This window comes from Dictyobacter aurantiacus, assembly GCF_003967515.1.
GTDB lineage: Bacteria > Chloroflexota > Ktedonobacteria > Ktedonobacterales > Ktedonobacteraceae > Dictyobacter > Dictyobacter aurantiacus.
On sequence record NZ_BIFQ01000002.1, the window covers coordinates 1,100,029 to 1,124,886 of the forward strand.

The 24,858-nt window shown below is 53.6% G+C and carries 18 protein-coding genes; 8 read left to right on the plus strand and 10 right to left on the minus strand.

The window, feature by feature from the left end; all coding sequences use genetic code 11:
* Positions 1 to 139: 139 nt before the first annotated feature.
* The 3 genes from KTT_RS29440 to KTT_RS29450 form a co-directional block, all read right to left on the minus strand.
* Positions 140 to 523 carry a hypothetical protein gene (locus KTT_RS29440; protein WP_126601257.1) on the minus strand — a complete coding sequence of 128 codons (384 nt, stop codon included), beginning with the start codon at positions 521 to 523 and terminating at the stop codon, positions 140 to 142.
* Between the two features lie 401 nt (positions 524 to 924).
* Positions 925 to 3,534 carry a type I pullulanase gene (gene pulA, locus KTT_RS29445; protein WP_126601258.1) on the minus strand — a complete coding sequence of 870 codons (2,610 nt, stop codon included), beginning with the start codon at positions 3,532 to 3,534 and terminating at the stop codon, positions 925 to 927.
* 301 nt (positions 3,535 to 3,835) lie between these two features.
* Positions 3,836 to 4,762: an N-acetylmuramoyl-L-alanine amidase gene (locus KTT_RS29450; RefSeq protein WP_126601259.1), complete on the minus strand. Its 927-nt coding sequence runs from the start codon at positions 4,760 to 4,762 to the stop codon at positions 3,836 to 3,838.
* A 391-nt stretch (positions 4,763 to 5,153) separates the two neighbouring features.
* Between KTT_RS29450 and KTT_RS29455 the strand changes: the two genes are divergently transcribed.
* On the plus strand, positions 5,154 to 7,352 hold the full coding sequence (locus KTT_RS29455; protein ID WP_126601260.1) for an alpha-galactosidase: 2,199 nt from the start codon (positions 5,154 to 5,156) through the stop codon (positions 7,350 to 7,352).
* 107 nt (positions 7,353 to 7,459) lie between these two features.
* Here the strand turns inward: KTT_RS29455 and KTT_RS29460 are convergent, their stop codons facing one another.
* Positions 7,460 to 8,047 (minus strand): GNAT family N-acetyltransferase, encoded by a 588-nt coding sequence (locus KTT_RS29460; protein WP_126601261.1) that lies wholly within the window; start codon positions 8,045 to 8,047, stop codon positions 7,460 to 7,462.
* Positions 8,048 to 8,251: 204 nt separating this feature from the next.
* On the opposite strand from KTT_RS29460, the gene KTT_RS29465 reads away from it, so the two are divergent.
* Complete coding sequence (locus KTT_RS29465) at positions 8,252 to 8,701, plus strand: OsmC family protein (RefSeq protein WP_126601262.1); 450 nt, start codon at positions 8,252 to 8,254, stop codon at positions 8,699 to 8,701.
* Positions 8,702 to 8,766: 65 nt separating this feature from the next.
* Here KTT_RS29465 and KTT_RS29470 read toward each other — a convergent pair whose 3' ends face one another.
* Positions 8,767 to 9,726, minus strand: coding sequence for a zinc ribbon domain-containing protein (locus KTT_RS29470; RefSeq protein WP_126601263.1), 960 nt, complete (start codon positions 9,724 to 9,726; stop codon positions 8,767 to 8,769).
* Positions 9,727 to 10,144: 418 nt separating this feature from the next.
* Between KTT_RS29470 and KTT_RS29475 the strand changes: the two genes are divergently transcribed.
* The 5 genes from KTT_RS29475 to KTT_RS29495 are packed head-to-tail and all read left to right on the plus strand — an operon-like array spanning position 10,145 to position 14,506.
* Positions 10,145 to 10,741, plus strand: a complete 597-nt coding sequence (locus KTT_RS29475; RefSeq protein WP_160146213.1) for an RNA polymerase sigma factor — start codon at positions 10,145 to 10,147, stop codon at positions 10,739 to 10,741.
* Positions 10,738 to 12,000, plus strand: coding sequence for a HEAT repeat domain-containing protein (locus tag KTT_RS29480; RefSeq protein ID WP_126601265.1), 1,263 nt, complete (start codon positions 10,738 to 10,740; stop codon positions 11,998 to 12,000). The genes KTT_RS29475 and KTT_RS29480 overlap by 4 nt, the downstream gene beginning before the upstream one ends.
* Before the next feature lie 36 nt (positions 12,001 to 12,036).
* The gene (locus KTT_RS29485) at positions 12,037 to 12,777 is read left to right on the plus strand and encodes a hypothetical protein (RefSeq protein ID WP_126601266.1); all 741 of its coding nucleotides are present in this window, start codon (positions 12,037 to 12,039) and stop codon (positions 12,775 to 12,777) included.
* Entirely contained in the window at positions 12,774 to 13,559 is a 786-nt protein-coding gene (locus KTT_RS29490; protein WP_126601267.1) for an ABC transporter permease, read from the plus strand. The genes KTT_RS29485 and KTT_RS29490 overlap by 4 nt, the downstream gene beginning before the upstream one ends.
* Positions 13,560 to 13,594: 35 nt before the next feature.
* On the plus strand, positions 13,595 to 14,506 hold the full coding sequence (locus KTT_RS29495; RefSeq protein ID WP_126601268.1) for an ABC transporter ATP-binding protein: 912 nt from the start codon (positions 13,595 to 13,597) through the stop codon (positions 14,504 to 14,506).
* Positions 14,507 to 14,617: 111 nt separating this feature from the next.
* On the opposite strand, the gene KTT_RS29500 is transcribed toward KTT_RS29495, so the two are convergent.
* Positions 14,618 to 15,487, minus strand: a complete 870-nt coding sequence (locus KTT_RS29500; protein WP_126601269.1) for a hypothetical protein — start codon at positions 15,485 to 15,487, stop codon at positions 14,618 to 14,620.
* A gap of 623 nt (positions 15,488 to 16,110) precedes the next feature.
* Here KTT_RS29500 and KTT_RS29505 point away from each other — a divergent pair.
* On the plus strand, positions 16,111 to 17,916 hold the full coding sequence (locus KTT_RS29505) for a glycoside hydrolase family 36 protein (protein ID WP_126601270.1): 1,806 nt from the start codon (positions 16,111 to 16,113) through the stop codon (positions 17,914 to 17,916).
* Positions 17,917 to 18,002: 86 nt separating this feature from the next.
* On the opposite strand, the gene KTT_RS29510 is transcribed toward KTT_RS29505, so the two are convergent.
* The 4 genes from KTT_RS29510 to KTT_RS29525 form a co-directional block, all read right to left on the minus strand.
* Positions 18,003 to 18,545 (minus strand): L,D-transpeptidase, encoded by a 543-nt coding sequence (locus KTT_RS29510; RefSeq protein WP_126601271.1) that lies wholly within the window; start codon positions 18,543 to 18,545, stop codon positions 18,003 to 18,005.
* Between the two features lie 396 nt (positions 18,546 to 18,941).
* Positions 18,942 to 20,135, minus strand: coding sequence for a formaldehyde dehydrogenase, glutathione-independent (gene fdhA, locus KTT_RS29515; protein WP_126601272.1), 1,194 nt, complete (start codon positions 20,133 to 20,135; stop codon positions 18,942 to 18,944).
* A gap of 474 nt (positions 20,136 to 20,609) precedes the next feature.
* Entirely contained in the window at positions 20,610 to 21,629 is a 1,020-nt protein-coding gene (locus tag KTT_RS29520) for an NAD-dependent epimerase/dehydratase family protein (protein ID WP_126601273.1), read from the minus strand.
* Between the two features lie 249 nt (positions 21,630 to 21,878).
* The gene (locus KTT_RS29525; RefSeq protein WP_160146214.1) at positions 21,879 to 24,836 is read right to left on the minus strand and encodes a PAS domain S-box protein; all 2,958 of its coding nucleotides are present in this window, start codon (positions 24,834 to 24,836) and stop codon (positions 21,879 to 21,881) included.
* Positions 24,837 to 24,858: the final 22 nt, after the last annotated feature.

Below are 24,858 nucleotides of genomic sequence, written 5' to 3' on the forward strand. Positions count from 1 at the left end.
ATCTCAAGTTGCCATAACAAGAAAGGAAGATGAGAAGACTTATGGTGCTTGAAAGGGGTAGAGCGATGCATCCTTGCATCTGAAAAGTAGTTACTTCCTTTAACCACACTTACTACTATATAGCAAATTTGAAGTTTTTTTATGATGCAGAATAGCTTAAGGAGTGCCGCCGTTCCTGCACATCTTCCGTTGCCAGGAATATAATCAAGAGCACTTCAATAGCCTTGGTCACGTATCCAATCGGCTCAGAGGGCAAACCTATCAGGAACCACATCAGGACAGTGATCGCGGTATAAAGGATCAAGACATAGCGGACCAGGCGATGAAAGCCCGCCAACTGTGGAAGAAACCAGGCCACCAGCAGAACCAGGTAGCCGATACAATTGAGGATGAACCAGTTACGTAAATCTTCCCCTGGCTGCACGGCCTCATAAAGATGGATCAGCGCCGTGGCCAGGGTACACACGATAATACCAAGCTGAACCGGGCCAATATGTATGCGTGTCTGTGCCATCTGTTTCATATTGTACTACTCCTCCCTTGTGATAACGAGACCACAATTTACTCACTATCAACCAACCACACCACCCTTTGTCATCACAACCACATCTACTTCCACCCATCAACAAAGAGAGCATATACAATACACGGGAATCTAAAAATCTGGCACACCTCCTTTCCAATACATTCCTATATCACTTACGCAGCTCATCCTTAAGAAGTAAGCTGATAAGTAAATTTCTACATCATGTTCTTATCACATTGTACACGCGCTGCATAATTCCCAGGTGACAACACCCGGCGAAAGCCAGAACAGATAGGAAAAAAGAGGGATGCTTTCGAGATAGTGACGTTTCCGGGCATCGGCAAAAGGGGAACGTCACGGATGGGATTCCTCCATGGAGGAGGAATCCCAGATAAAGATTAGTTTTGGTAGAGGACCATGGTGGAGATCGGTGGAACGGTGGCGCTGGTCGTTGCATGGTCAAGCACCTGCTGTCCCATGGTGTTCGCGGTGCCGACGATGTTCCAGTTGCCAGAAGGCAGGGTCACATTGGCGGCGGTCTTGTTAGGATTGTAGACAACCATGATGTTTTTCCAGGCATCATGGTTGGCATGGTCCTTGAGCATGAAGGCCACGGTATTATCCGGGCTATTCAAGAACACCAGGTTGTCCTTGATCTGGTCGGCGGTCGTCATGCGGAAGGCAGGATGGCTGTCGCGCAGTTTAATCAGGCCCGCGTAGTAGTTAAAGACATCTTTATGCTGCTCCTTCAGGGACCAATCGAACTGATTAACGGCGTCGCCGGCATTATAGCTATTGTCGTTGCCGCCCTTTGAGCGCAGCATCTCTTCGCCACCCTGCATGAACGGAATGCCCTGCGAGGTCATAACAACGGCCTGGGCCAGTTCGTCCATCTTGATGCGATCACCGACGCTATCATTGGGATTGCTGGCCGCGATCTTATCCCACAGCGTCATATTGTCATGACTGGTAACGTAGTTGATCGTCTCACGCGGGGAGGCGGTAAAGTCGTTAATACTGCCCTCCACGCCCTTTTTGATCACGTCCGTCAGACCGGTCGCCCCAGTAGCAAAGCCCTGGGCGCTCTTGTCAAAGACGTTGCCGTCGAGACCATTGCGCAGGTTATCATTGAAGACGGCCAGGTTCAGACCCTTCTGCTGGCCCTTGGTAAGCAACTGATTGGCCGGCAGCGCGGAGGTTCCCCCCGTCCATGGCTCGCCATGAATGAGGATGCCAGGATTGATCTCATGCAGCTCGGTCGAAATCTTCTTCATGGTATCGACGCCCAGCAGAGCCATCAGATCGAAGCGGAAGCCATCGACATGATACTCGTTAACCCAGTATTTGACCGAGTCCAGGATGAACTTCTGCACCATGGGACGCTCGGCCGCGATCTCATTGCCGGTGCCAGAGCCGTTGGTATAGGCACCAGAAAAATCGGTGCGGTAGTAGTAGCCAGGCACGATCTTATCGAAATCGCTGATCTTAGTGGTGAAGGTATGGTTATAGACCACATCCATGATCACACCAAGACCCTGTTTGTGAAGGCTCTGCACCATCTGTTTAAACTCAGTAATGCGCGTGGTACCATGGGGAGTGGTAGCGTAGGCGCCCTCGGGCACATTGTAGTTGCGTGGATCATAGCCCCAGTTATACTGGTTGGGATTATTCTCGTCGATGCTGGCGAAGCCGTAGGCAGGCATGATCTGCACATCGGTCACGCCCAGTTCCTTCAGGCTATCGACGCCGGTTGAAACGCCACCGGGCCCCTTGGTCCCCGTTTCTGTGAAGGCCAGGAATTTCCCATTGTTCTTCACACCCGAGTTCGGATTGATGGTAAAGTCACGCGTATGGACCTCGTAGATCACCGCGTCTTCCGGCTGGGCCGGTGTCTTATGCGTATCGAAACGCCAGCCGGCGGGATTGGTATCGTGCAGATCAACGATCATCGTACGCGTACCATTAACGGCGATGGCCGTCGCGTAGGGATCGACCGCCGTCTGCGTCTGGCCCTGCACGGTCACCTGGTAGAGATAGTACCAGTTCTGCAGGTTGCCGCGCACGCGCGCCTGCCAGGTTCCCTTATCGCCTTTATGCATCGCTACCGTTTTCGTCAGTGGTCCACTCTCGCTATTAAAAAGCTGAAGCTTCACATCTGACGCGGTCGGCGCCCAGACACGGAACGTCGTCGCGGACTCATCATAGCGATTGCCAAGATCATCGCCCTTATAGGTATACTGGGGGAGATTCAAGACGTTGCGCGGAATAATCGTTTTTGCCTTAAAGTCTTTGAGATCGACATCAACAATATGTGTCACATCTGGAGCACCATTCAGCTTGATGGTCACCAGATTAGACGATGTCGTTTTGCTAGGATCATAAGGCGTCACACTATTGACGGAGATAGATTTACCGCTGGTGGTATCGACCGCGCTGGCGTCAGTGGGAGCATAGGGGAAAGTAATCGGGTTTGAGAGCTGTGCCACCACGGTCCGATTGTTCTCCAGAAACGCATTCACCACATGCGGCTTGCGCGCGTCCAGCGCGTCGTTTAACGTCGTATACACGTTGGGATCGCCGGAGACGAGCCAGACCTCACCCTTACCATTGGCAATATTGATAAAGCGATTGAAATCGATATCCTTCTCCAGCCAATCACCTTTGCGCACAATAAAACCAACCTGGGCGGTATCCAGGGTTTGATTGGTATCCGGAGGAATCGACAGGGTCGCGACAGCACCGTAGCTGTCCTGAGAGGTAAAATTGTAGCTCGCCCCATTGTGACCATTGCCGGCAGTATCGATATTCCACATCCAGAGATTCCATTGATCGTAGGTATTATCTGGCCTGAAATAATGCACGGTCACAGAGACATTGGGAACTGTTCCAGCTGCTTTAACGGGGACCGATTGGACGAAGATAGCCGTCGTCAGCAGCAAGAGCAGCATGGTCGTAACGCAGGCTTTCAATACTCTCTTCGCATTGAAGCCATTCACTCCAGTGGTCATAGGTTTCCCTTCCTTGGAAAATACTGTGGTAGGATCGCGTTATCTTCATCATGGATGAGGCAAAGAAGCAATAACGCCAGACGATGATCCTGCTATGTCCATCTGCATTAAAATAATGTCAGCCATAATGTTGACATGGCAACTGTTTATGTGTCAACTATATTCTTCTAGAAGATACCATCTAAAGCTCTAATTAGTCAAGTTTATGGTAATTATGTATACACGAGATGTTTTCATGTAACATGGCGGTAGTCGTGCTGGGCACGACTACCGCCATGTTACATGAAAACATCTCGTGTATTTAGATTTCGGAGAGGGTATGGATCTGGGTTAGTTTGGTGGATAGGGTATGGATGAGAGCGTTTGAGCGTTGGAGTAAGAGTTGCTGTCCCAGGCCAGAGTCAATATGAAGCAGATAGCAGGGGCCGTGGATCGGCGGGGAATCAATTTTACGTTCGGGGTCGTACGCGATCAGCGCGCGTTCACAGGGGACGATGGCCGTATTCGGGTATTGGGGCAGGTGTATTTCATTGGCAAGGGGCAGACCAAATATAGACGGACCACCATGGCTACGATAGAAGGTCAGATTTGCTCCCTGCAATATGACACCGTTTTTACAGCGCCAGGTCCCGTGGCCACCATCGGTAAAAAATAGCCTGACAACTGGATCATTGAGGTCGAGCATCTTTTTATCCTCCAAAAATGTCCACAAACGTTCCCAGGGATAGTTTCCCGGGCAACGGCTGCGATTGATAGGATCAAGCGAAAAATGACCGGTAATACCGCCGGTGGCGTCAGCTCTACGCATAGGGATACCCCAGCGCTGGCAGATGCTGTGCACAAGTACAAAGCTGGTAAGTTGCTGTGGCCCGGTCAGGGCATCTGAATTGTCAAGCGATGGTTTGCAATGCTCAATCGCAATAGTGAGGAGATTAGGATTGATAGAGGCGTTCCAAAAACTATCGTGTCCTCGTGTTAGCTGGCCATTGGACCAGGCGCCATCGCGCTCGGACACGCATTGCACGAGGGTACCATCCTGACCAATAATATAGTGGCAGCTCACAGGATTTAAGGTGCCCTCGGTGGAGGCAAAATAGGCTGCGAGGTCCTGCGCCCGACGACCGCCTGCCGATCCATGGAGAATGACATAGCGGGGGCGTAAGCCATCGCGATTGGCAAAAAAGTTGTTATTGGGGATTACAATGGCACCATGTTGCTCTGGAAGCATGTTCCCCTCCGTTCCACCCCATTTTCCCACCAACTTCCCCCTTCAGGTCTGCATGACCCAACAACCTGCATCTGCCATCACAGAAGAGTTACTCAAAGTATAGCACAAAAGGTGGAATACTGCCTCGCAAGGCAGGGCTGTTTAAAAGTTTTTTTCTTGCCGCCTTCGGCGGCGGTGGGGAGGAGGGGGTGAGCGGGGACTGAGCATGCCCCCGGCATGCTCGCCCGCACCCCGCAAGGGGCTAGCCGCCCCTTGACCCCGCTATCCGTTACTTTTAAATAGCCCTGATTGCAAGGAAGCAGGCATTGACAGGTTGAGATGGAGAGGCTACCTTATACAAAAATGGTTATACTTATACGACATAAGTACAAACAGAAGGATATAGTTCCACATGCAGACCGATCAGAGTATCCAGGAAGTTACATCTGGAATTCATCAGCAGCCCGGCGGGAAGAGCTGGTTGCTGGTCACCGAACATAGCACCTACGCACTGGGAGTTAGCGAGGAAGGCTTACTCCTGCAACTTTATTGGGGCGCGCGCCTGCCCCTTGGGACCGATATCGCGGCGGCCCGTCTCCCCAGGGAACGCAGTTCACAGGATGTCGCCCTGACGCTGGCGCCCGAGGTGTATCCCGTGATGGGAGGACTACGTTACGGCGAGATCGCGGCCCAGGCGATCTTCTCCGACGGCACACGCGACATTGATTTACGCTTCGCCAGCGCGGAGATAGAAGAGAAACAAGGACTCCCGGAGCTACGCCTGCGTCTGTGCGACGCCGCCTATCCATTAGAGGTGATCCTTAGCTACCGGGTCGATAGCAAAAATGATCTGATTATCCGCGCGGCCAGCTTTCATAATCTAGGCGACGAAGAGATCCTATTGGAGCGAGCCTTTTCAGCCGCCTGGCATCTACCGCAGCAGTTCGCCTCGCGCCGTCTGACCACGCTGGCCGGACACTGGGCGGGCGAGAGCCGCGTCCAGCAACAGCCTATCGTGGCTGGCTCGGTGCAGATCGAGTCGCGCAAAGGCGTGACCGGATCTACGGCCTATCCCTGGTTCGCCATCGATACCCAGGCCACGGAGCAGCAGGGCGAGGTTTATTTCGGCACTATCGCCTGGAGCGGTAACTGGAATCTGCGCATCAGCACCCGCATCACTGGTGAAACCACCATCGCCGGCGGTATCCATGAGCATGATTTCGCCTGGGTGCTGGCGGGCAAGCAGAGCTTTACCACGCCCGACTTTATCGCCGGCTTCGCCGAAGACGGATTTAATGGCGGCCGCCATCGCCTCCACAACTATGTGCGGCAGCATGTACTGCCACAGCCGCAGGCCAGCCAGCCCCGGCCGGTCCTCTATAATTCCTGGGAAGCCACCACCTTTGATGTCAGCGAAGAGGGACAGAGCAAACTGGCCGAGCACGCCGCCGCCCTGGGCGTTGAGCTATTCGTGGTCGATGATGGCTGGTTTCCGGCGCGCAACCACGACCATGCCGGGCTGGGCGACTGGCGTGTCGATCCACAGAAGTTTCCCAATGGCCTGCAGCCGCTGGTCGATCGGGTGCATGAACTCGGCATGCAGTTCGGCATATGGGTCGAACCAGAGATGGTCAATCCCGATAGCGACCTCTACCGCGCCCATCCCGACTGGATCTACCATTTCCCTACGCGCCCACGCAGCGAGGCACGCAACCAGCTGGTGCTCAACGTCGGTCGGCAGGATGTGCAGGAATACCTGATCGATCTGCTAGACAAATTAATCGGCGATCATGGCGTCGACTTCATCAAATGGGACATGAATCGTCCCATCTCCGAGCCTGGCTGGCCCGAATATGTCGCAGCGGGACATAACGCGCGCGAGATCTGGGTGCGCCACGTTGAAGGCGTCTACACCATCATGGATACGCTTAGGGCGCGCCATCCCAACCTCAGCATCGAATCCTGCTCAAGCGGCGGCAGTCGCGCCGACCTGGGCATCCTGGAACGCACCGACCAGGTCTGGTCCAGTGACAACACCCATCCCGACGCCCGCCTCTTCATCCAGGAAGGCATCTCGCACATCCTGCCGGGCCGCGTCATGGGTGACTGGGTCACCGACACCCCCAGCGACCGCGTCCAGAATGAGATCCCGCTCTCCTACCGCTTCCACGTCGCCATGATGGGCATGCTCGGCATCGGCGGACATCTGTTGCACTGGAGCGAAAAGGACCTGGCCGAGGCCAAACGCTGGATCGCCGTCTACAAACAGATCCGGCCCCTGGTACAGGACGGTGATCAGTACTGGCTGATCTCGCCGAGCGCCACAGCGGGAGACTGGGCCGCCGTAGAGAGCGTCGCACCAGACGCCGGTGAAGCGGTCGTCTTCGTCTACCGTCGCACCAATCCTTTCTGGGAGACCACGCCCAGGTTGCGTCTGCAAGGACTGGCGCCCAACAGCAGCTACCGCGTCCAACTCATGGGACAGCCCGAATCAGAAGCGCAGCAATACTCAGGAGCCTCCCTGATGCACCAGGGCATCGCGCTGCCGCTGGGCCACAGCTCCTACGCCAGCTGCATCCTGCACCTGCAAAAAATCTCCTCAAACGCTTAAGATGTTCACCCCTTTTGTTGATGAGTTTTTTGCCGTGCGCTGGGCACACGGCAAAAAACTCATCAACAAAAAATTGCTCCAAGCGGACTTAGAAGAGAATGTGCATTTTAACGTATTTTCTCTTCTAAGTCCGCTTTTACCTGCTCCCACTCGGTATTGATGATGCTGTAGAAGACCGAATGGCGATAATAGCCATCCAACATAATCATATGGTTGCGTAGCACTCCTTCTTTGACACCACCGATGCGTTCGATGGCGCGCTGGGAGCGCAGGTTGCGGCTATCAGTCTTCAGTTGCACACGGATCGCGTGCAACTGCTCAAAAGCGTGGCGCAACAAGAGGTATTTGCACTCGGTATTAATACCGGTACGCCGGGCGGCGGGCGCGATCCAGGTCCAACCAATCTCCAGACCGTAATCCTTTGGCATAATAGCCAGATAACGTGTCGAGCCAATGGCGCGCCCGCTCCGCTGATCGACGATGGCGAAGGGCAAAACCGAACCCGACTGCTGCAGTTGCGCAGCCTCATCGATCCATTGCCGCATGGCCTGCAGCGAGGTGCTTGGATTGAAGGCCATATACCACCATGTATCTGGCTCCTGGGCCGCCTCAAGCAGATCTTCCGCATGGCTCAACTGTAGCGGCTCTAAACGTACCACATTTCCTGTCAATGTAACCGGCTCAATCTGCATCATAAACGTTCTCACATCCTTTCCGCTCAAATAGCTCAAGCAGATTATACGCAACAGGCAAGCGCATGCGAAGATCCACTTTTTCATTTGTGAGCCATACCACTCCTGGCGGCACCAGATATAAGCTATAGATGGTAATATAAGAAAATCGTCTATACAGATAACCATCTACGCGGTAGAACATAAAGATAAACAAAGGGGGGTGAAATGATGAAGACAACGATGCATGTTCAGGCCACGCGTGGCACAGGGCTCAACTTCGCCATCGACACAGGTTCAGGCCATAGCATGCTGCTGGACACCGCTGATCTTGAGCCGGGAAAGAGCGCTGGTCCCTGTCCAACCGAGTTGCTGCTGGCAGCTCTGGCAGGCTGCACCGGCATGGCCATCACACCGATCCTGCAAAAGATGAAGCAGGACATCGAAAGCTATACCATACAGGTGAGTGGAGAAAAAACGACGCGACCACCATATATCTTTCACACCATTACGGTTGAGCACCACTTTAGTGGACCCGGCATAGATGAAGACGTGGTTCAGAGGGCACTGGAGTTGGTAGAGAAGAAATATTGCTCGGTCGGGGCTATGCTCAACGCCGACGTAAAGGTCACCCATAGCATCCACATCCACCGTACAGACTTTACCAGCAACGTATGACATAGGGATCTTATCGATCAGGCAGATTAGAAGCGCCCTGGCGGGCGCTCCCTCTGCGCATACATTTAATCTGTGACGGTAAAATGGACGACCTGGGCCAGTTTTCCATCGCTACAAGTGGAGGTATGGCACCAGTATATCTCCGCCGCCCCATTGGTGGTCGACAGATAATATTTCGCGCCAAAGTACCCCACCGTTTCTTGTTTCGTCAATTGCAGAGGATCATCCTTCAGGATACTTTCACTGCCGCGATAGAAACGCACATTCACCCAATCCTGTTCTTTCGTAATATCATACTTACTGGGATCGAGGTGGAACGTGACATAGATCGGCTGATTGATTTTAAAGGTTGTGCCGACCGTGCCCGCCTTGGGCTCCAACGTATCTTTATCAACCTCGCTGGCCGTCTGTGGATGGATAATGATCGATGCAGCTTGCGGATCAATCGGGTTGCCCGAAGGTGTACTGTTGGCCTGGGTCGTGCTACCCGTTGTCGGTGTTGGTGTAACACCAACTGGCGTTTTGGTCGCGACGGCGGTCGGAGTTGAGTCGGTTTGACTTACACCCGGAAGTTTGCTGGCGAAAACCACAGAAGCGATACAGGCCACCACCAGCAGCAGTGCTACGATACCAATGATCAGGCCCACCCTGGACTTTTTGCGCGGGGGCGGCGAGTAAGGTGGCTGAGGTCCGGGAGCGCCAGGATAGCCACCACCCTGCTGAAAATTATTTGCAGGCTGATTATAGGGAGGATACTGCTGCCCCGGCTGGTTATACGGTGCCGACGAATAATTCTGGTTATAGGGCGATGAACTCGGCTGCCCTGATTGATAGGGGCCGCCGCCATAGCTGGGTGGTGGTGGCACAGGTGTACTACCATAGTTTGTTGGAGGCGTTGGCCCTGCGTAAGCGGTTGGCGGCAACTGTCCCTGCTGATTATCACTCGATGCTGGCACTGCTGAACCACATGAAGGGCACGCATTAGCACCAGGAGGAATGGGCGCTCCACAAACACGACACTGCATATACTTTCTCCTCACCTTAGTTTTCAGAATACCTAAAATAAATTCACAAAATATGAGAACGATGACAAATGTTAGCTTACCTCATATCGTTTTAAAAGAATATGATTTTCGCCACAATACATATGAGAATTTCGATACATTTGTTGCTGATTGAAATGCACGCTACGAAAGATTGTTGTTTGGCCCACATCATAAAAACGCGGAACACAGACAGAATTTTGAGACAAATATATAGACGTCAAACAATGTCGTAAGCCCAATTATAAAAATATCTGCGCTAAAGTGCAACCATTGATCAATGTTCTGGTATTTACAGGATGGAAAGGCAAAATTGATAAGAAAGGACACCATCAGATCAGGTGGTTTGTATACACTCAGGCATAGGCCAGCAATACTGATCGTCTGGGATGACATAACCATGAACGTGACGGAAGAAGAATTGCCGCTACTGCTCTCCACAAATCTGCATCAACATTTTCAGCAACTGGTGTTGTGCTATCAGCATCGCCTCTATACCTTTGCCTATCGTTTATGCGCTGATCAGCAGAATGCAGAAGATATTGTGCAGGAAGCATTCGTTCAGGCGTATGTTTCACTCGAAAACTATACGCCTGAACGTATACGTACACTTAAGCTGCGGGCCTGGCTTTACCGGGTCACGCTGAATGTTTATACACACTCGCTGCGTGGAACGCGCCTGCACGTCGTTCCACTGGACACCACGGCGGACAGCCCTATGCTAGAGATTGCGGATCGTCCCGAGGAGCAGCCGGAACGCCTCTTCGAACAGATAGAGCAGCAGCAGGAATTGGCATGCTTGCTCGCGCGGCTACCAGAAAAATATCGCATCTGCATCACCTGCTACTATTTCGAGCATTTCACATACCAGGAGATCGCGAACCTGCTGGATCACCCCCTCGGAACGGTAAAATCCTCTGTCTCGCGCGGAATACGCCAGCTACGTATGCTCTTCGAGACGGCATCACGACAGGAAGGGAGAAGGGAGAAACGATGAATTCGCAAGATCATGATGCACGAGAAAATCAGGCCGCCTGGCGCGCCCAGAAAAAAGCTCCAGAGACCCTTCTGGCCAATGTACTGGCGCGGCTGGAACAGCGGCAACCCTATCTACAGCCCGATTTAGCGCAATCAGAGCAGCGAGCCGGACTCACCCATCCGGCCTGGGAGATACGCGCCGCCACCGTACGCGCGCTGGATGGGAGAGATGATGCGCTCACACTTGAGTTGCTGCGTACAGCATTAGAGGACGAGCACCGCCTGGTGCGGGTCGCGGCCTTGCGCGTCGCGGGCCATATGAAAAAACATGTCCCGCTGGAATATCTGCTGTGCGCACTCTCGGACAGTGATTGGGAGGTACGTGAAATGGCCGTACTGGCGCTGGGAGAGCTTCAGGCACAGACGGTGGACCTGCTCCCCGCTTTGTTACGTGTAGCCCAACACGATCCCGATGGAGCCGTTCGCGATGCCGCCCGCTATGCCTTGTCCTGCAATCACGGTGAGCAGGTATCCGAGACAAACTCTGACGCGCCCGGCAATTCCACAATCCAGGCTGCAGAAACAATCAGGATAGCGCCACCATCCTTACGCATCGATACCATCAGCAAGAATATAGGAAATGCATGCTGGCACTATGTCCTGTTACTACACAGGCAGTGCGCCCTGCTGCATAAGACCATCTGGCTCTGGTCGTTCGTAATCATCCTGTTCGGCACCATATTGAGCATTGTAGCACTGGAGAAAGCGGGCATGAGCGGGGCCACCTTTTATCTGGCGCTGTTCGCCTGTATTTCTGCCAGTTCGGGGACCGCCTTCCTGTACGGCGGCGAGAACGACGCGGGTTTAGAGCTAACGATGGCTACGCCGACATCGATACGTGTCGTAATGCTGTCACGATTCCTACTGCTCGTAGGCTATAACCTGCTCCTCTCCCTGCTGGCCTCTGGCATCCTGGCCCTGCTGCAAGGGGGAGACATCTGGGGCATTATTCATCTCTGGCTGGCTCCCGTGGTGCTGTTCGCGATGACGGCCTTCTCTATCTCGTTATTGCTAGGCTCCTGGGTCGCGGTGCTGACTACACTACTCATCAATGCCTCACGGGCACTGAACCTGCACATAGATACAGGCACAACCAGTATCTACCTGGTCACGCCCGCGAACTGGCAGATCAATTCCATTTTCTTTATCGCGGCCGCGATCTTATTGTTGGTAGCGATCATCTACGCGCCCCGGCAACCGCGACTGGCGGAAATGTAATTAGCAATGTCATTGCCGAATGTATGAGGAGGAGCTATGCTCGTTGATCGGATCTACTATGAGCTCAAACTTTTAGGGAAGAAAGCGCTACTTACGCCTCTTCTCTTAATCATCGGCTTTGTGCTGCTGGCATTTATACTCAATGCCAGGCACGTTGATCCCGCGCGCACCCTGCTGGGTGGGGTTGAAATGATGATCCCGATCGCCATCGGCTCTATGGTTGGAACCGTCATTGCCCAGGATCCTGCTCTGGAACTGCAGTTGACGGTACCGCGCAAATACCATCGCACTGGCGTCCTACGCTTTCTCTGTCTGCTCGTGCTGGGTGTGGTGCTATCAGTAATCTACATCAACACGCTGGCGGCCGTACACATGCTCTACCTGCCAAAGTTCACCCAACAGTGGTCACCGCTCGGCCTTTTTCTGGTCATACAATTGATCTGGCTGGCCCCTCTCCTCTGGTGTATGGCAGCCGGTGGCTGCTTCTCACTACTCCTGCAGAGTCGCACTGCTGGAGTCGCACTCTTATGCGCCATCTGGATCGCGGAGATCGTCTTTAAGGACTTCATTGCTTTGAGCGACTGGCTACGTCCCCTGCTACTTTTTCCCGCTACGCTGGTTGGTTTTCCGCCCACCAACGCAACACCACAACAATATAATATATACTTTTTGCAGCCGCATTATAAACTGCTCGCCATCACTGCCCTTATCCTGATTATAGGCTGGCTCCTTTTGCGTAACGCAGAAAGTATGCTGAAAGGAAGTATAGAAGAATGAGCAATAGTATAACCGCGTGCGGCGGCGCCCTTCGCTATGAATTCTTGATGCAGATACGGCGGCGCTCTGTATGGGTCAGTTTACTGCTGGTAGGGTTGCTTCAGATCATGATCTACGTACCACACCTGAGCGAGCTCATCAATCTTTACTTTCAAATACCAATTAATCAGACCATGGCCGAGCTGGCCCTGATGGTAAATACCCTCTTGCCAGCCGCCTTTGGCTGTCTGATCGCGGATCGCCTGCCACGCGATCGACGCACCAGAGTCGAAGAACTATTGATGACCATGCCACAGTCCCCGGGTGTACGGCTGATCGGAAAATACCTTGGCAGCGTCTGCGCCACCCTGCTACCGGTGCTCGTTTTCTTTTTGCTCGGCACAGGCTTTGTCCTCTATCACTCGGGAAATATAGCATGTATACCATTCGCGCTAGCGACGTTTGGCGCTATCATCCTACCCGGCATTCTCTTCATCAGCGCCTTCTCACTGGCCTGTCCCGCCATCATGTGGGTTCCCCTCTACCAGTTCTGTTTTGTTGGCTACTGGTTCTGGGGCAACTTCCTGGGTGCAAGAAACGGTATTCCAACCCTTAATGGCACTATTCTGACACCATCAGGCAAAATTACAGCATCCGGCATTTTCGGCCTGGACCCCAAACATTCTGGGATCACTGCCTCTGCCATCCAGGGCTGGGAGAGTCTCTTACTCCTGGTCAGCCTGGCGATACTGGTTCTATGCATACTATGGCTGGTGCTACGCTGGCAGCAGGCCCGGCAATAACGTTATCGCTATCACACGACAAGGAGCTTTTCAGCATGCAAATAGTGATTGAAGATCTGACCAAGAACTATCGTGGCAATGTACAGGCGTTAAAAGGGGTTGATTTAACGATTGAGAGTGGGATGTTTGGTCTGCTCGGACCCAACGGGGCGGGCAAGACGACACTTATGCGTCTGCTGGCCGGCATCCTCTATCCCTCCTCGGGCAGCATCCAGGTCGGTCCATACGATGGCACCAGCGAAAAAGGGCGCACCGAGATCAAACGCAGATTAGGATACTTGCCGCAGGATCTTGGGATGTACCCCGATCTCAGCGCGCGCGAGTTTCTGGACTATGTGGCGATCCTGAAAGGACTGGATCAACGTCAACAGCGCAAAGCCCGGGTCGAAGAGTTGCTCGAGATGGTCGCCCTGAGCGATGTCGCCCGGCGCAAGATTAAAACCTTCTCAGGCGGCATGAAGCGCCGCGTCGGCATCGCGCAGGCCCTGCTCAACGATCCACAGCTCTTAATTGTCGATGAGCCCACGGCAGGGCTCGATCCAGAGGAGCGCATCCGCTTTCGCAACCTGCTCAGCGACCTGGGAGGCAATCGTACGGTGTTGCTTTCGACCCATATCGTGGAGGATATCGCGCAGACATGCCATAAACTGGCCGTCATGCGATCCGGCGAAATCATCTTCCACGGCACTACAGCCGACCTGATACAGCAAGCGGCCGACAAGGTCTGGTTACTCACCTCCACACAGGGGCAGAAGCCGCAGGGAGACTTCATCGTGGTCTCAACCCTGCATATGGCGCAGGGCATCCAGTACCGCGTAGTCGGTGATGAAAGCACCGTCCGTCAAATGGCGGGAATCAGCATTACCCCGACCGAACCGGGACTGGAAGATGGCTATGTCTGGCTCATGCGTGAGCAGCGAACCCTTGAAAGGCAACCGGCTTATTAAATGGTGGGCCGCCGGGCGGCACCATGGGGGCGAGCAGAGAATATGATGAGATACAGAAGTGGCCGGGCACGGGGAAAGCCGGGGCAAGCCCGGCACCTACGGGGGATGGGCTTATGCCTGGCGTCCGCCGTCTTTTTGCTTTTTGATACGTTCCGCGACCTTTTGTTGGGCCTGGGCGAGCACCTGCCAGCCGGGGTTGGAAACCCTGTGGCCCGGCTCGTGGGGGCCAACCAGTTCTTCAAAGCGATTGCGCGTGAAGAAGCGCTCAAAGCCCGGCACATCTGAGCAGAGCATCAATATCAGTTCGTCCAGCGATCTGGAGGGAAATATGGCGCTACTGAACTGGACCAGTCCACGCGGCTGCTCAATCTGGCATGTGTACTGAAATCCTTGCTGATCGTCGAGCTGCCTCTGGCGAATTTTTACCACCATGCCTGCGGCATTTTCCGCTTCGAGTTCCCGTTCTTGCTGATGATTTTTGACGTAGCAGGCGTTAAGCTGGCGCTGGAGCAGATCGATATGCGCCTCGATAAAGGCCGGTAACGCTACCTGTGTACGCTCGCCTTCGTGCTTGATCAACTTGACCGTACCCGGACCATACCAGATCTCAACCCAGTGTTGTTTGGGGAATCTTGTATCAAATGCCAGCACATTGAGCCGGGCATTAAACAGGGCAGGCAAAATCGGTCCATCTTCACGGCGCGCATGCTGTTCTTCGCCCCGTATCCAGCTCCAGCCCCCGATAGAGTCGTTGTAGCCAAAGGCCCAACACATCGTACCGTCCGTCTCGATCAGCTCTTCAACCTCATAGGTATCATACGTCCGTATCAGAAAATGCCTGATCTCTTCAAACAACCCATGCCAGAAGGTGCCATTGCGAGGGCCTGGATCCAATTGCCGCCGCTGCATGTGCAGCATAATAAAATCTACAGATGCTTCGATATAAGGTTCGATGTAGTCGACAAACTCAACACTATCCACATAATCTCCTTTGCGCAGCGCATCTCAATGCGAGGATTTGATTCTCGCCATCATGGGGGCACCTGAGCGCCCCCACACGCGCGTCCGCTGCGCGGCCGCACTGGTTTTTTAAGTTAGTGCAGGGGGGTGCGCATCCGCGCACCCCCTGCACTAACTTAAAACTGACTCTTGAGTACCATGGGTTTCCTGATTGTTTAAGATAATGGTCCGTGTGCAGGCCCTGCACTAACTTAAAACTGACTCTTGAGTACTATGGGTTTCCTGATTGTTTAAGATAATGATCCGTGTGCAGGCCTTGCACTAACTTAAAACTGACTCTTGAGTACTATGGGGGCAAAAATTCATGCAGGCCGCAGTCAATGATCATGGGAGTCAGACACTCTGAAAGCGAGGATCATCGATCAGCGCGCTATATTCACTATCGGGTGCTATTGTAACTAAGACAATGCAGCCAGAGCAAATTCCCCATGTGAGCAAAATGCAACAAATCCTCTTTATAGTATACCCATGGAACCAAATTCTGGCTATAATTTTGCGCACATAGATGCGATCGAGATAGATGCAGAATGCATATATATGGTAGACTTTCCATAATATAGTGTACAACGATGGAGTTAAATATTATGACAACTATTTCTGGTGTGGCATCGACAATTTCTATCACAGGTATGGGAGACAACTTTTCGGCGCAGCAGACAGTGACAGAGGTAAACGCTGGATTGTCGTTGATCGAACTACATATTACGGCCAATGATGGGCAAGCGCGACCGGCTCCGCGCATCCAGATCAGCTGGTCGCTGCCCATGCACGATATCTACAGCCTCTGGCATTCGGGCAGCGATCGCAACAAAAATATTCCGGCTGACTGGTCGCACGGGAACATCGCGAAGGTGACGTCGCAGATGCCGGTTGTCAGCTTCTATAGTTACCATGGAGAAAATCGGCTGACCGCAGCCTTCTCAGACGCGCTGGAAGCCGTCGAGATCAAAGCGGGAGTAAGCGAAGAGACCGGCGAGTTGCATTGCTCCCTCAATCTGTTTGTGGAGTCATCACCCGAGCTGGCTGACTATATGGCCACGCTCCGCCTGGATACACGTGCCATCCCTTACTACACAGCCCTGGACAACGTTCAGCGGTGGTGGGCCGAGCAACCAGGATACGAGCCGGCCCCGGTACCAGAGCCAGCGCGCCTGCCCATGTACTCGACCTGGTATAGCTTCCATCAGCAGTTAGAGCCTGCCGCCATCGAGGCCCAGTGTCGCATCGCCAAAGAGCTTGGCTGCGAGGCGGTCATCGTGGATGATGGCTGGCAAACGATCAATAACGAGCGCGGCTACGCCTACTGCGGTGACTGGGAAGTAGCCACTGAGAAGATACCAGACATGAAGGCCCACGTTGCCAGGGTGCATGAGCTGGGCATGAAATACGTCTTATGGTACTCAGTTCCCTTCGTCGGTCAGTACAGCAAGGCCTGGTCGCGTTTCAACGACCGCATGCTGTACACCATCGAGCGCCTGGGAGCCGGCGTACTTGATCCGCGCTATCCTGAGGTGCGCGAATATCTGATCCAGCTCTACGAAAAAGCCCTGGTCGAATGGGATCTGGACGGCTTCAAGCTGGACTTCGTAGATGCGTTCCGGGCTGAGCCGCGCTTCCCCCAGCCGCCACTATCCTCAACATCCCAGGTCAGCACGGCAGAGGAGCGTGACGAACAATCGATCGATAGAGCTGTAGATCGACTGCTCACCGATATCATGGTACGCCTCAGAGCCATAAAACCCGACATCTTGATTGAGTTCCGGCAGTCATATGTGGGGCCGTTGATGCGCAAGTATGGCAACATGTTCCGCGCCGGAGATTGTCCCTACGAATTCATTACCAACCGCGTGCGTACACTGGATATTCGCCTGTTATGCGGGCAGACCGCTGCCCATGCCGATATGCTGATGTGGCATCCAGATGAACCAGCCGAGATCGTGGCCCAGCAATTAATCAACGTCCTCTTCTCGGTTCCACAGATATCAGTCCTGCTTGATAAGCTACCGGCCACGCATCTCGAAGTGGTACGCTACTGGCTAGCCTTCTGGCGGCAGCACCGGGATGTTCTGCTGGATGGAACGCTCATGCCCGCGCATCCAGAGGTACTCTATCCCATGGTCAGCGCCACCAACGAAGACAAATATCTGATCGTATCCTATCAAGACAACATCATAACGCTTCCGGACTCCATACCGGAGGAACTCATTGTCATCAATGGCAGCCTGGAACAGCGGCTCGTTCTGGAGGTCACGGCGGATAGTGGATCGCGCCAGATGCATATTCGCGACTGCCGCGGTCAAAGCATTCAGCAAGCAGAGTTGACCCTCAACCCTGGCCTGCACATGCTCAACGTGCCAGCCTCCGGAACCGTCACCCTGCAAAAACATTGAGGGGGGTATGAGTTGGTGCAGAAGTTGCACAGAGTGCAACTTCTGCACCAACTCATAAAATTTTTCTTTCTTCAATGATCTCGCTATCAGGAATGAATCTGTACCGTCGTCCCGATAGGAGCCCAGTTATAGAGCCACTGCGCGGCCGCGTACGGCATAGAGATACACCCGTGAGATCCATTCTGCCGGCCATAGGTTGGATCATTATGCCAGCCATTGGTGCCGGGTCCATAGACGCTATGCCACCAGGAATCGTGCAAGTAGTAGCCGCCGGGCTTCCACTCAAGGGCATAATTGATGTGGGTCGGCTCATAGTAGTTAGGCGAGCTTGCTGGCCATGGAGAATAGAATGTCGTCGGACTCTCCTTGGCAAAGACGTGATAGGTGCCGATCGGCGTTTCCAGACCAGCACGCCCGGTCAGTACCAGGGTAGAGTAGACCACCTTACCACCTTCAGAGGCCGTCAGCTTCTGCTGCGTCAGATTGACATCTATCACTTTACTTCCACTGCTATCTGTGGTTGCCGCCCTGGCAGAGGATGTACTAGCCGGGCTTAGCATAAACAGCATCGCGAACAAACACGCAACTATCCCCACCACGCTTATTCTAGCCACTTGTTTATTTATCATTGTATCCTCCTCACCACATAACACGAATCACGGAGGCATAAAGTTGTAACTATTAAAATAAAATGACTATTTGTCAATTACACAAATTGCACAATTATGAATTATAAATATGTATTTACTTAAATATGTTTTTTAGAATGGACCTTACTTCTCTCACTCTGGGGACACGTGAGCCCCCCGCACGCGCGTCCGCTGCGCGGACGCACTAGTTTTTTATGGTGGTGCAGGGTGCGCATCCGCGCACCCTGCACCACCATAAAATGAACCCGTAAGCACCTCAGGTGCCTACAGGTCTTTTATATATTGGTGCCTCGGGGGCGCGGATGCGCCCCCGAGGCACCAATATATAAAACCCATACGGCCGCGTAGCGGACGCGCGTGCGAGAGCACTCACAGTTATTTTTTGATTAACCCGTGGGGATCGAGCACAAACTTTTTCGCGACGCCCTTATCAAAGTCCTGGTAGCCTTTAGGCGCTTCGGATAGCGGGATGACAGTGGCGTTCACCGCTTTAGCAATCTGAATCTTGTCGTTCAAAATGGCCATCATCAGTTGCCGATGGTAGCGCATCACTGGCGTCTGGCCGGTGGTGAATGAGAGGGACTTGGCCCAGCCCAGACCGATATCCACCCCCAGGCGGCCCTTCTTAGCGCTCTCATCGATGCCACCGGGATCACCGGTTACATACAGACCAGGAATGCCCACACGACCGGCGGCGCGTGTAATGGTCATCACATCATTCAAAACGGTGGCCGGCGCCTCGGTAGCACCCTGTCCATGGCCTCTCGCCTCAAAACCAACACAGTCCACGGCGGCATCGACAATCGGCTCACCCACGATCTGCGCGATCATATCGGGTAGCTCGGCATCTTTACGCAGGTCAACTGTTTCGCAACCGAAACTTTTCGCCTGAGCCAGGCGCTCAGGATTCATATCGCCCACAATCACAACGGCCGCGCCCAACAACTGGCAGGAGGCCGCGCAGGCCAGGCCAACGGGTCCAGCTCCAGCAACATAGACGGTTGATCCGGTAGTTACGCCAGCGCTAAAAGCTCCATGGTAGCCGGTGGGAAAAATATCTGACAGCATGGTCAGATCTTTCATCTTCTCCATCGCCTGTTGTTTATCGGGGAACTTCAGCAGGTTCCAGTCGGCATAGGGGACCATCACGTATTCAGCCTGTCCGCCGATCCAGCCCCCCATATCGACATAGCCGTACGCCGCGCCCGGGCGGGCGGGATTGACATTCAGGCAAACACCGGTGTGACCAGTCTTACACATCCGGCAACGTCCACAGGCAATATTGAACGGAACCGATACGATATCGCCGACTTTAATAAACTCAACATCGCGTCCCGTCTCGATCACCTCTCCGGTAATTTCGTGGCCCAGGGTCTGTCCCTTTGGCGCAGTGGTACGCCCACGCACCATATGCTGATCGCTACCACAAATATTGGTGGCGATTACGCGCAGAATCACACCATGCTCGCACTTGCGATGCTGTGCCTCCAGTTCTAGCTTCGGATACTCAATCTTTTCAACCTGGACCTTCCCTGGTTCGATGTATACAACACATTTATTGCCTGCCATATAGTTTTCTCCTTCTTTGGACAAAAATCTTCTCTGTTCAGTAGTTGGCTGGCCATAAGGAAAGTACGATCGCTACACAGAGGATTGCCTGCTCCATCGCAACGGCAAATCTACAGGAACGCATTCTAGAAAACTCCGTAGGACTGTCGAGTACTTGAGGCTTAACATCATGCTTGAGGTAAATTAGACACTATCATTTATCTCAAGCTTAACTCATCTTATCGCGCTATTTCCGACACGAAAAAATGTAGCATATAGAATTGCACCTGTCAATGCAAGAGGATAATTAAGGTGAGCTAAAAAAGCCCTCTGAGGTCCTTCGCACGAGGCAGGAAAAGGCAAAAAAAGATAGCACAATGGTTCATTTTTAGAGGTTATCCATACGCGTCAAAGACACATTCATCGTACAACTTATATGTACAAACATACAGGAAGGGCACTACCAGACTCATCTGGTAGTGCCCTTCCTGCCCATCAGGCTGAAGGGGGCTGATGCCAGAGCTCCAATAGCTGCGCTTCACGTTTGGGATCCATACCGGCGCGGCGTGGACCGACGGGACGCGTCTGATTCCAGGCCAGCGTATCCTTGATAGTGACCGCCAGCGGCCGGTAAGTCAATCCCGCGGCCCGCGCTCGATCCACGCTCGCCAGCATAAAACCGGCCATATCGGCCTCGCTATCAGGAATCCAGAGCGGCAATTCCATCCACATGCCCACTTTGTGCTCGTTCAAAAAAGCATCATCGACCCAGGTAAAAGTAGCATCGCTACCAATAACGGCCTTGCACTGCTCTAAAAACTGCCGCATAGTCAACTGGCCAACAGGTCCATTAGCGTTATAGGTACCCGTCTGACCCGCCTCAACCATGCGCACAATCCAATCGGCCATATCGCGCACATCGATGAACTGGATCATCTTATCGGGTCGTCCAGGGGCCAGCACTTCTCCGCCACGGGCTACGCGCACCGGCCAGTACGTAAAGCGATCGGTACCGTCGTATGGTCCCACGAGCAAGCCCGAGCGAACATTGAGCACGCGGCCCGGCATCTCTTCCTCCGCCGCCTGTTCGCAGAGAGCCTTAAGAGGTCCATAGAGCTCACCATATGGAGGCTGCATCTGCTCGGTAGAGGCCAGTTGCTCATCGGTCACGGTCGCCACTGGAGACGACTCATCCACTCCAGGCTGAGAAAAATCGGCATAGACCGATTTGCTGGAGACGAAAGTATAATGCTTCACGTTCGCCGCCAGTAAGCGGGTCGAAGCCCGTACCACATCGGGATGGTAACCACTGGTATCGATGGCAGCATCCCATTCTCTGCCCTCAAGAAGGGAGAGATCGCGGGTTCGATCGCCGTGCAATTGCTCAACGCCGGGATACTCCACATCAGGATGGGTACCACGATTGAAGAGTGTCACCTCATGACCGGCCGCCAGAGCACTATCAACCAGGGCACGTCCCAGAAAGACCGTTCCACCGAGAAGAAGAAATTTCATACACGCCACATCCTTTTCTTTAACATCTGCCCCTATCATACCAGCCCTTCCAGAGTCCGGGGAAGTAGACAAAAATGCTGATAGCATAGCTATGATTGGTGCATATGCTGATAGCATGTGCACCAATCATAGCTAGCGGGCGTGATAGCCCCCGCACGAGCGTCCGCATACGCGGCCGCACTCGTTTTTTGTTGGTGCAACAGGGGCGCGGATGTGCCCCTGTTGCACCAACATGTAATGGATTAGTGATTAGTTTGAAATGGAGGTATGTTCCTGTTTCGAAGGGAGTTCGTTTGCGTTCGCGTAGAGTGGCAGGGTGAACCAGAAGGTTGAACCCTGGTTTAGTGTGCTGGATACGCCTACGGTTCCTCCCTGGCGCTCAATAATGGTGCGGCAGATATGTAATCCCAATCCCAGGCCAACGCCGGTGCCACTTTTAACCTCAACCCCGGGAACGCGATAGAAGCGATCCCAGATGTGCTGCTGCACGTCCAGCGGCAAACCCGGTCCCTGATCGCACACAGAGACCCTCACAGCCGAGTCGCATCGATCGAGGCGCACGGTGATCATGGTATCCTCATCCGAGTACTTGATCGCATTGGAGAGGTAATTGGTCACGACCTGGCCGACACGCTGGGCATCCGCCCATACGAAAACCTCACCTTCGGTGCCTCTCAATTGAATGGCATGTTTCTGGGAAGTCTGGCGCTGATCCTCAATAGCCTCTTGTACGACTTTTCGCAGGTCGCAGCGGGTAACCTGTAGATCCAACTTTTCCATACGGACACGTGTGGAGTCCACAAGGTCGTTTACCAACCTGGTCTGGGTCATGATCTGTCGCTCCGCGCGTTCGAGGAAATTGCCGATGGTCGCGATATCTGGCACTGCTCCACTACCCAGCTCGGCTTGATGGGATAAAATACGGTTCAGTTGCCGCCTGGCTAGCTGAACATTCGCACGCACCGCCGTCAGCGGAGATTTAAGCTCATGGCTGACAATGCCGATAAAATCATCGATGCGGCGCGTGGTTTCAAGCGCCGTCAGTTCTCTGACACGGGCCTCTTCCCGTTCACGCAACAACCTCTCGCGCTCGATCACCAGCACGGCTAACTGTCCAACCGCGGCCACCAGGGTCACTTCTTCCGTCAGATAGCGATGATATACATCCATTGGATAAACGATCACCACACCCATTAGAGCGGACTGCAGACAAAGCGGAGCAAGGATGGCTCGGTGCAGATGGGGGTGCAATTGATATGCATGATAAGAGGGCTGACTCACATCCAGAGAGACCACACCACCTTCGCGCAACTGCCTGACAGCTGCTAATTGGAACAAATCTGTCAGGGACATTCCCTGTACGCGATTGAGCAGGGAGGAAAGTAGGGAAGCATCGAAGCCAGTACCCACGCTATATTCGACCTTCTCGGTCCCGGGTACCAGCACAAATAACAGAGCCCCCTCACAGTCCAGAACACGGCAAGTTAGTTCAGCCAGGCGTTGCATCACGGCTCGGCCGGTCTGCTCGGTCTGCTCGGTCCGTACAGACGGTCCTTCAATGGAGATGAGGCTTTTAGCCATCATCAACAGAGCATCGAGCGCGGCATGGGTACGCCGTTCCAGGCGACGACGCCTCGTCACATCATGCGTCACCATAATCGCGCCACTTACCGCTCCATCTTCGGTCAGCAGCGGTGTCCCTGTCACACTCAGCTCGACCTCAAATCCTGTCGCGCGACGCAGACGCATATCAGCTGCCGTAGGACCCGCCAGATGTTCTCCTCGCAATAGCCTGGCTTCCGGGCGCTGCTCATCAGGCAAGGGCCGGCCCTGCTCATCCACAAACAGGGGCGGAGGGATAGAGAGCCGTTCGCTCAGCATACCGGTTGACACTCCCATGAGGCTGCGTGCTGCTCGATTCAGGCGTACCGGATTGCCCTGAGCATCCAATATAAACAGGCCGTCGCCGATGGCTTCAAAAAAGGCTTCCAGCTCACTGGCCCGCTCGGTAGCCCGCTGCTCTGACTGCTTGCGCTCCGTAATATCTAGATCAACGCCTATCATACGCACAGGATGACCCTCATTATCGTAGAACGCATGACCACGAGCCGCGAGCCAGCGAACACTACCATCCGCATGCAGCATACGGAAATCCGCCTGGAACATACTTTTTTGTTGCAGCGCCTGCTGCAACAGCGCGGTAACCAGGGCGCGATCATCGGGATGAACCAGATCGCAGAATGCCTCGTAGGTACCACTGAACGTTCCGGGCGCCATCCCCAGCAAGGCTTCCATTTCTTCAGACCAGACATCTTTTCCCGTTTTGATATTCCAATCCCAGGTCCCCATCCTGGCGGCAGAGAACGCCAGGCGCAGACGCTCGTCACTTTCGCGCAGAGCGGCCTCCGTCTCTTTCAACTCTGTCACATCACGGCTGATGCTCAGAACGGAGATCACCTCTCCGGCGCTATCGAACTCGGGGGTCAACTTTGCCTGAAAGATGCGCAGGCCAGTGGGCGATGAATAGTTGAATTCGATTTGGGTGATCTTCCCGGTGGAAAATACTTCGTGCAGATTTTTTTCCCACCTCGCGCAAAAATCTTCGGGGAAACCCACCTCGCGTTTTGTTTTGTTCAAAAAAGCTTCTACTGGCAGGCCCGTTATCTTCGTCACAGCAGGATTAACATAGAGGTGGCGTAACGCTGGATCAAAGCGGGAAATAATATCTGAGGCGTTTTCCGCCAGCGTTTGAAAGGCGTGGCGCTGCCGAATCAGTTCTATGCGCTGCGCCTCTACCTGTTGCTGCATGCGCATCTTCTCTGTTGCATTCATGATGGAATGTCGCAGCAGCTCAGGTGTAAGCTGCTTTTTAAGCACATAATCCAGCGCGCCACTCTTCATCGACTCCACAGCAGCCATCTCACTACCACCGCCTGTAAGAACCACCACCGGCAAAAATGGCTGATTGAGCAATGCATGAAGCCGATCAAGAAAGACGACGCCACCCATATCAGGCAAATTATAATCCAGGAGCACACAATCAAACGCGACCTCCTGGCACAGGCTCAATCCCTGCTTTCCATTATGGGCCTCATGGATCGTGTAAAGCATACTCTGATCGCGCGAGAGATAGCGGCGTATCGTCACACAATCTTCCGGGCTATCATCAACGATCAAGATCTGCCTGCACTGTTGTGATTGCGACATCGGGACGGCTCCAGACTTCATG

Coding starts and splice junctions, on each gene's coding strand:
- KTT_RS29525 (WP_160146214.1), bottom strand. CDS start 24,836: ATGTCGCAATCACAACAGTGCAGGCAGATCTTGATCGTTGATGATAGC.
- KTT_RS29450 (WP_126601259.1), bottom strand. CDS start 4,762: ATGCTTCCAGAGCAACATGGTGCCATTGTAATCCCCAATAACAACTTT.
- KTT_RS29520 (WP_126601273.1), bottom strand. CDS start 21,629: ATGAAATTTCTTCTTCTCGGTGGAACGGTCTTTCTGGGACGTGCCCTG.
- KTT_RS29470 (WP_126601263.1), bottom strand. CDS start 9,726: ATGCAGTGTCGTGTTTGTGGAGCGCCCATTCCTCCTGGTGCTAATGCG.
- fdhA (WP_126601272.1), bottom strand. CDS start 20,135: ATGGCAGGCAATAAATGTGTTGTATACATCGAACCAGGGAAGGTCCAG.
- KTT_RS29455 (WP_126601260.1), top strand. CDS start 5,154: ATGCAGACCGATCAGAGTATCCAGGAAGTTACATCTGGAATTCATCAG.
- KTT_RS29480 (WP_126601265.1), top strand. CDS start 10,738: ATGAATTCGCAAGATCATGATGCACGAGAAAATCAGGCCGCCTGGCGC.
- KTT_RS29510 (WP_126601271.1), bottom strand. CDS start 18,545: ATGATAAATAAACAAGTGGCTAGAATAAGCGTGGTGGGGATAGTTGCG.
- KTT_RS29495 (WP_126601268.1), top strand. CDS start 13,595: ATGCAAATAGTGATTGAAGATCTGACCAAGAACTATCGTGGCAATGTA.
- KTT_RS29475 (WP_160146213.1), top strand. CDS start 10,145: ATGAACGTGACGGAAGAAGAATTGCCGCTACTGCTCTCCACAAATCTG.
- KTT_RS29485 (WP_126601266.1), top strand. CDS start 12,037: ATGCTCGTTGATCGGATCTACTATGAGCTCAAACTTTTAGGGAAGAAA.
- KTT_RS29440 (WP_126601257.1), bottom strand. CDS start 523: ATGAAACAGATGGCACAGACACGCATACATATTGGCCCGGTTCAGCTT.
- KTT_RS29465 (WP_126601262.1), top strand. CDS start 8,252: ATGATGAAGACAACGATGCATGTTCAGGCCACGCGTGGCACAGGGCTC.
- KTT_RS29505 (WP_126601270.1), top strand. CDS start 16,111: ATGACAACTATTTCTGGTGTGGCATCGACAATTTCTATCACAGGTATG.
- KTT_RS29490 (WP_126601267.1), top strand. CDS start 12,774: ATGAGCAATAGTATAACCGCGTGCGGCGGCGCCCTTCGCTATGAATTC.
- KTT_RS29460 (WP_126601261.1), bottom strand. CDS start 8,047: ATGATGCAGATTGAGCCGGTTACATTGACAGGAAATGTGGTACGTTTA.
- pulA (WP_126601258.1), bottom strand. CDS start 3,534: ATGACCACTGGAGTGAATGGCTTCAATGCGAAGAGAGTATTGAAAGCC.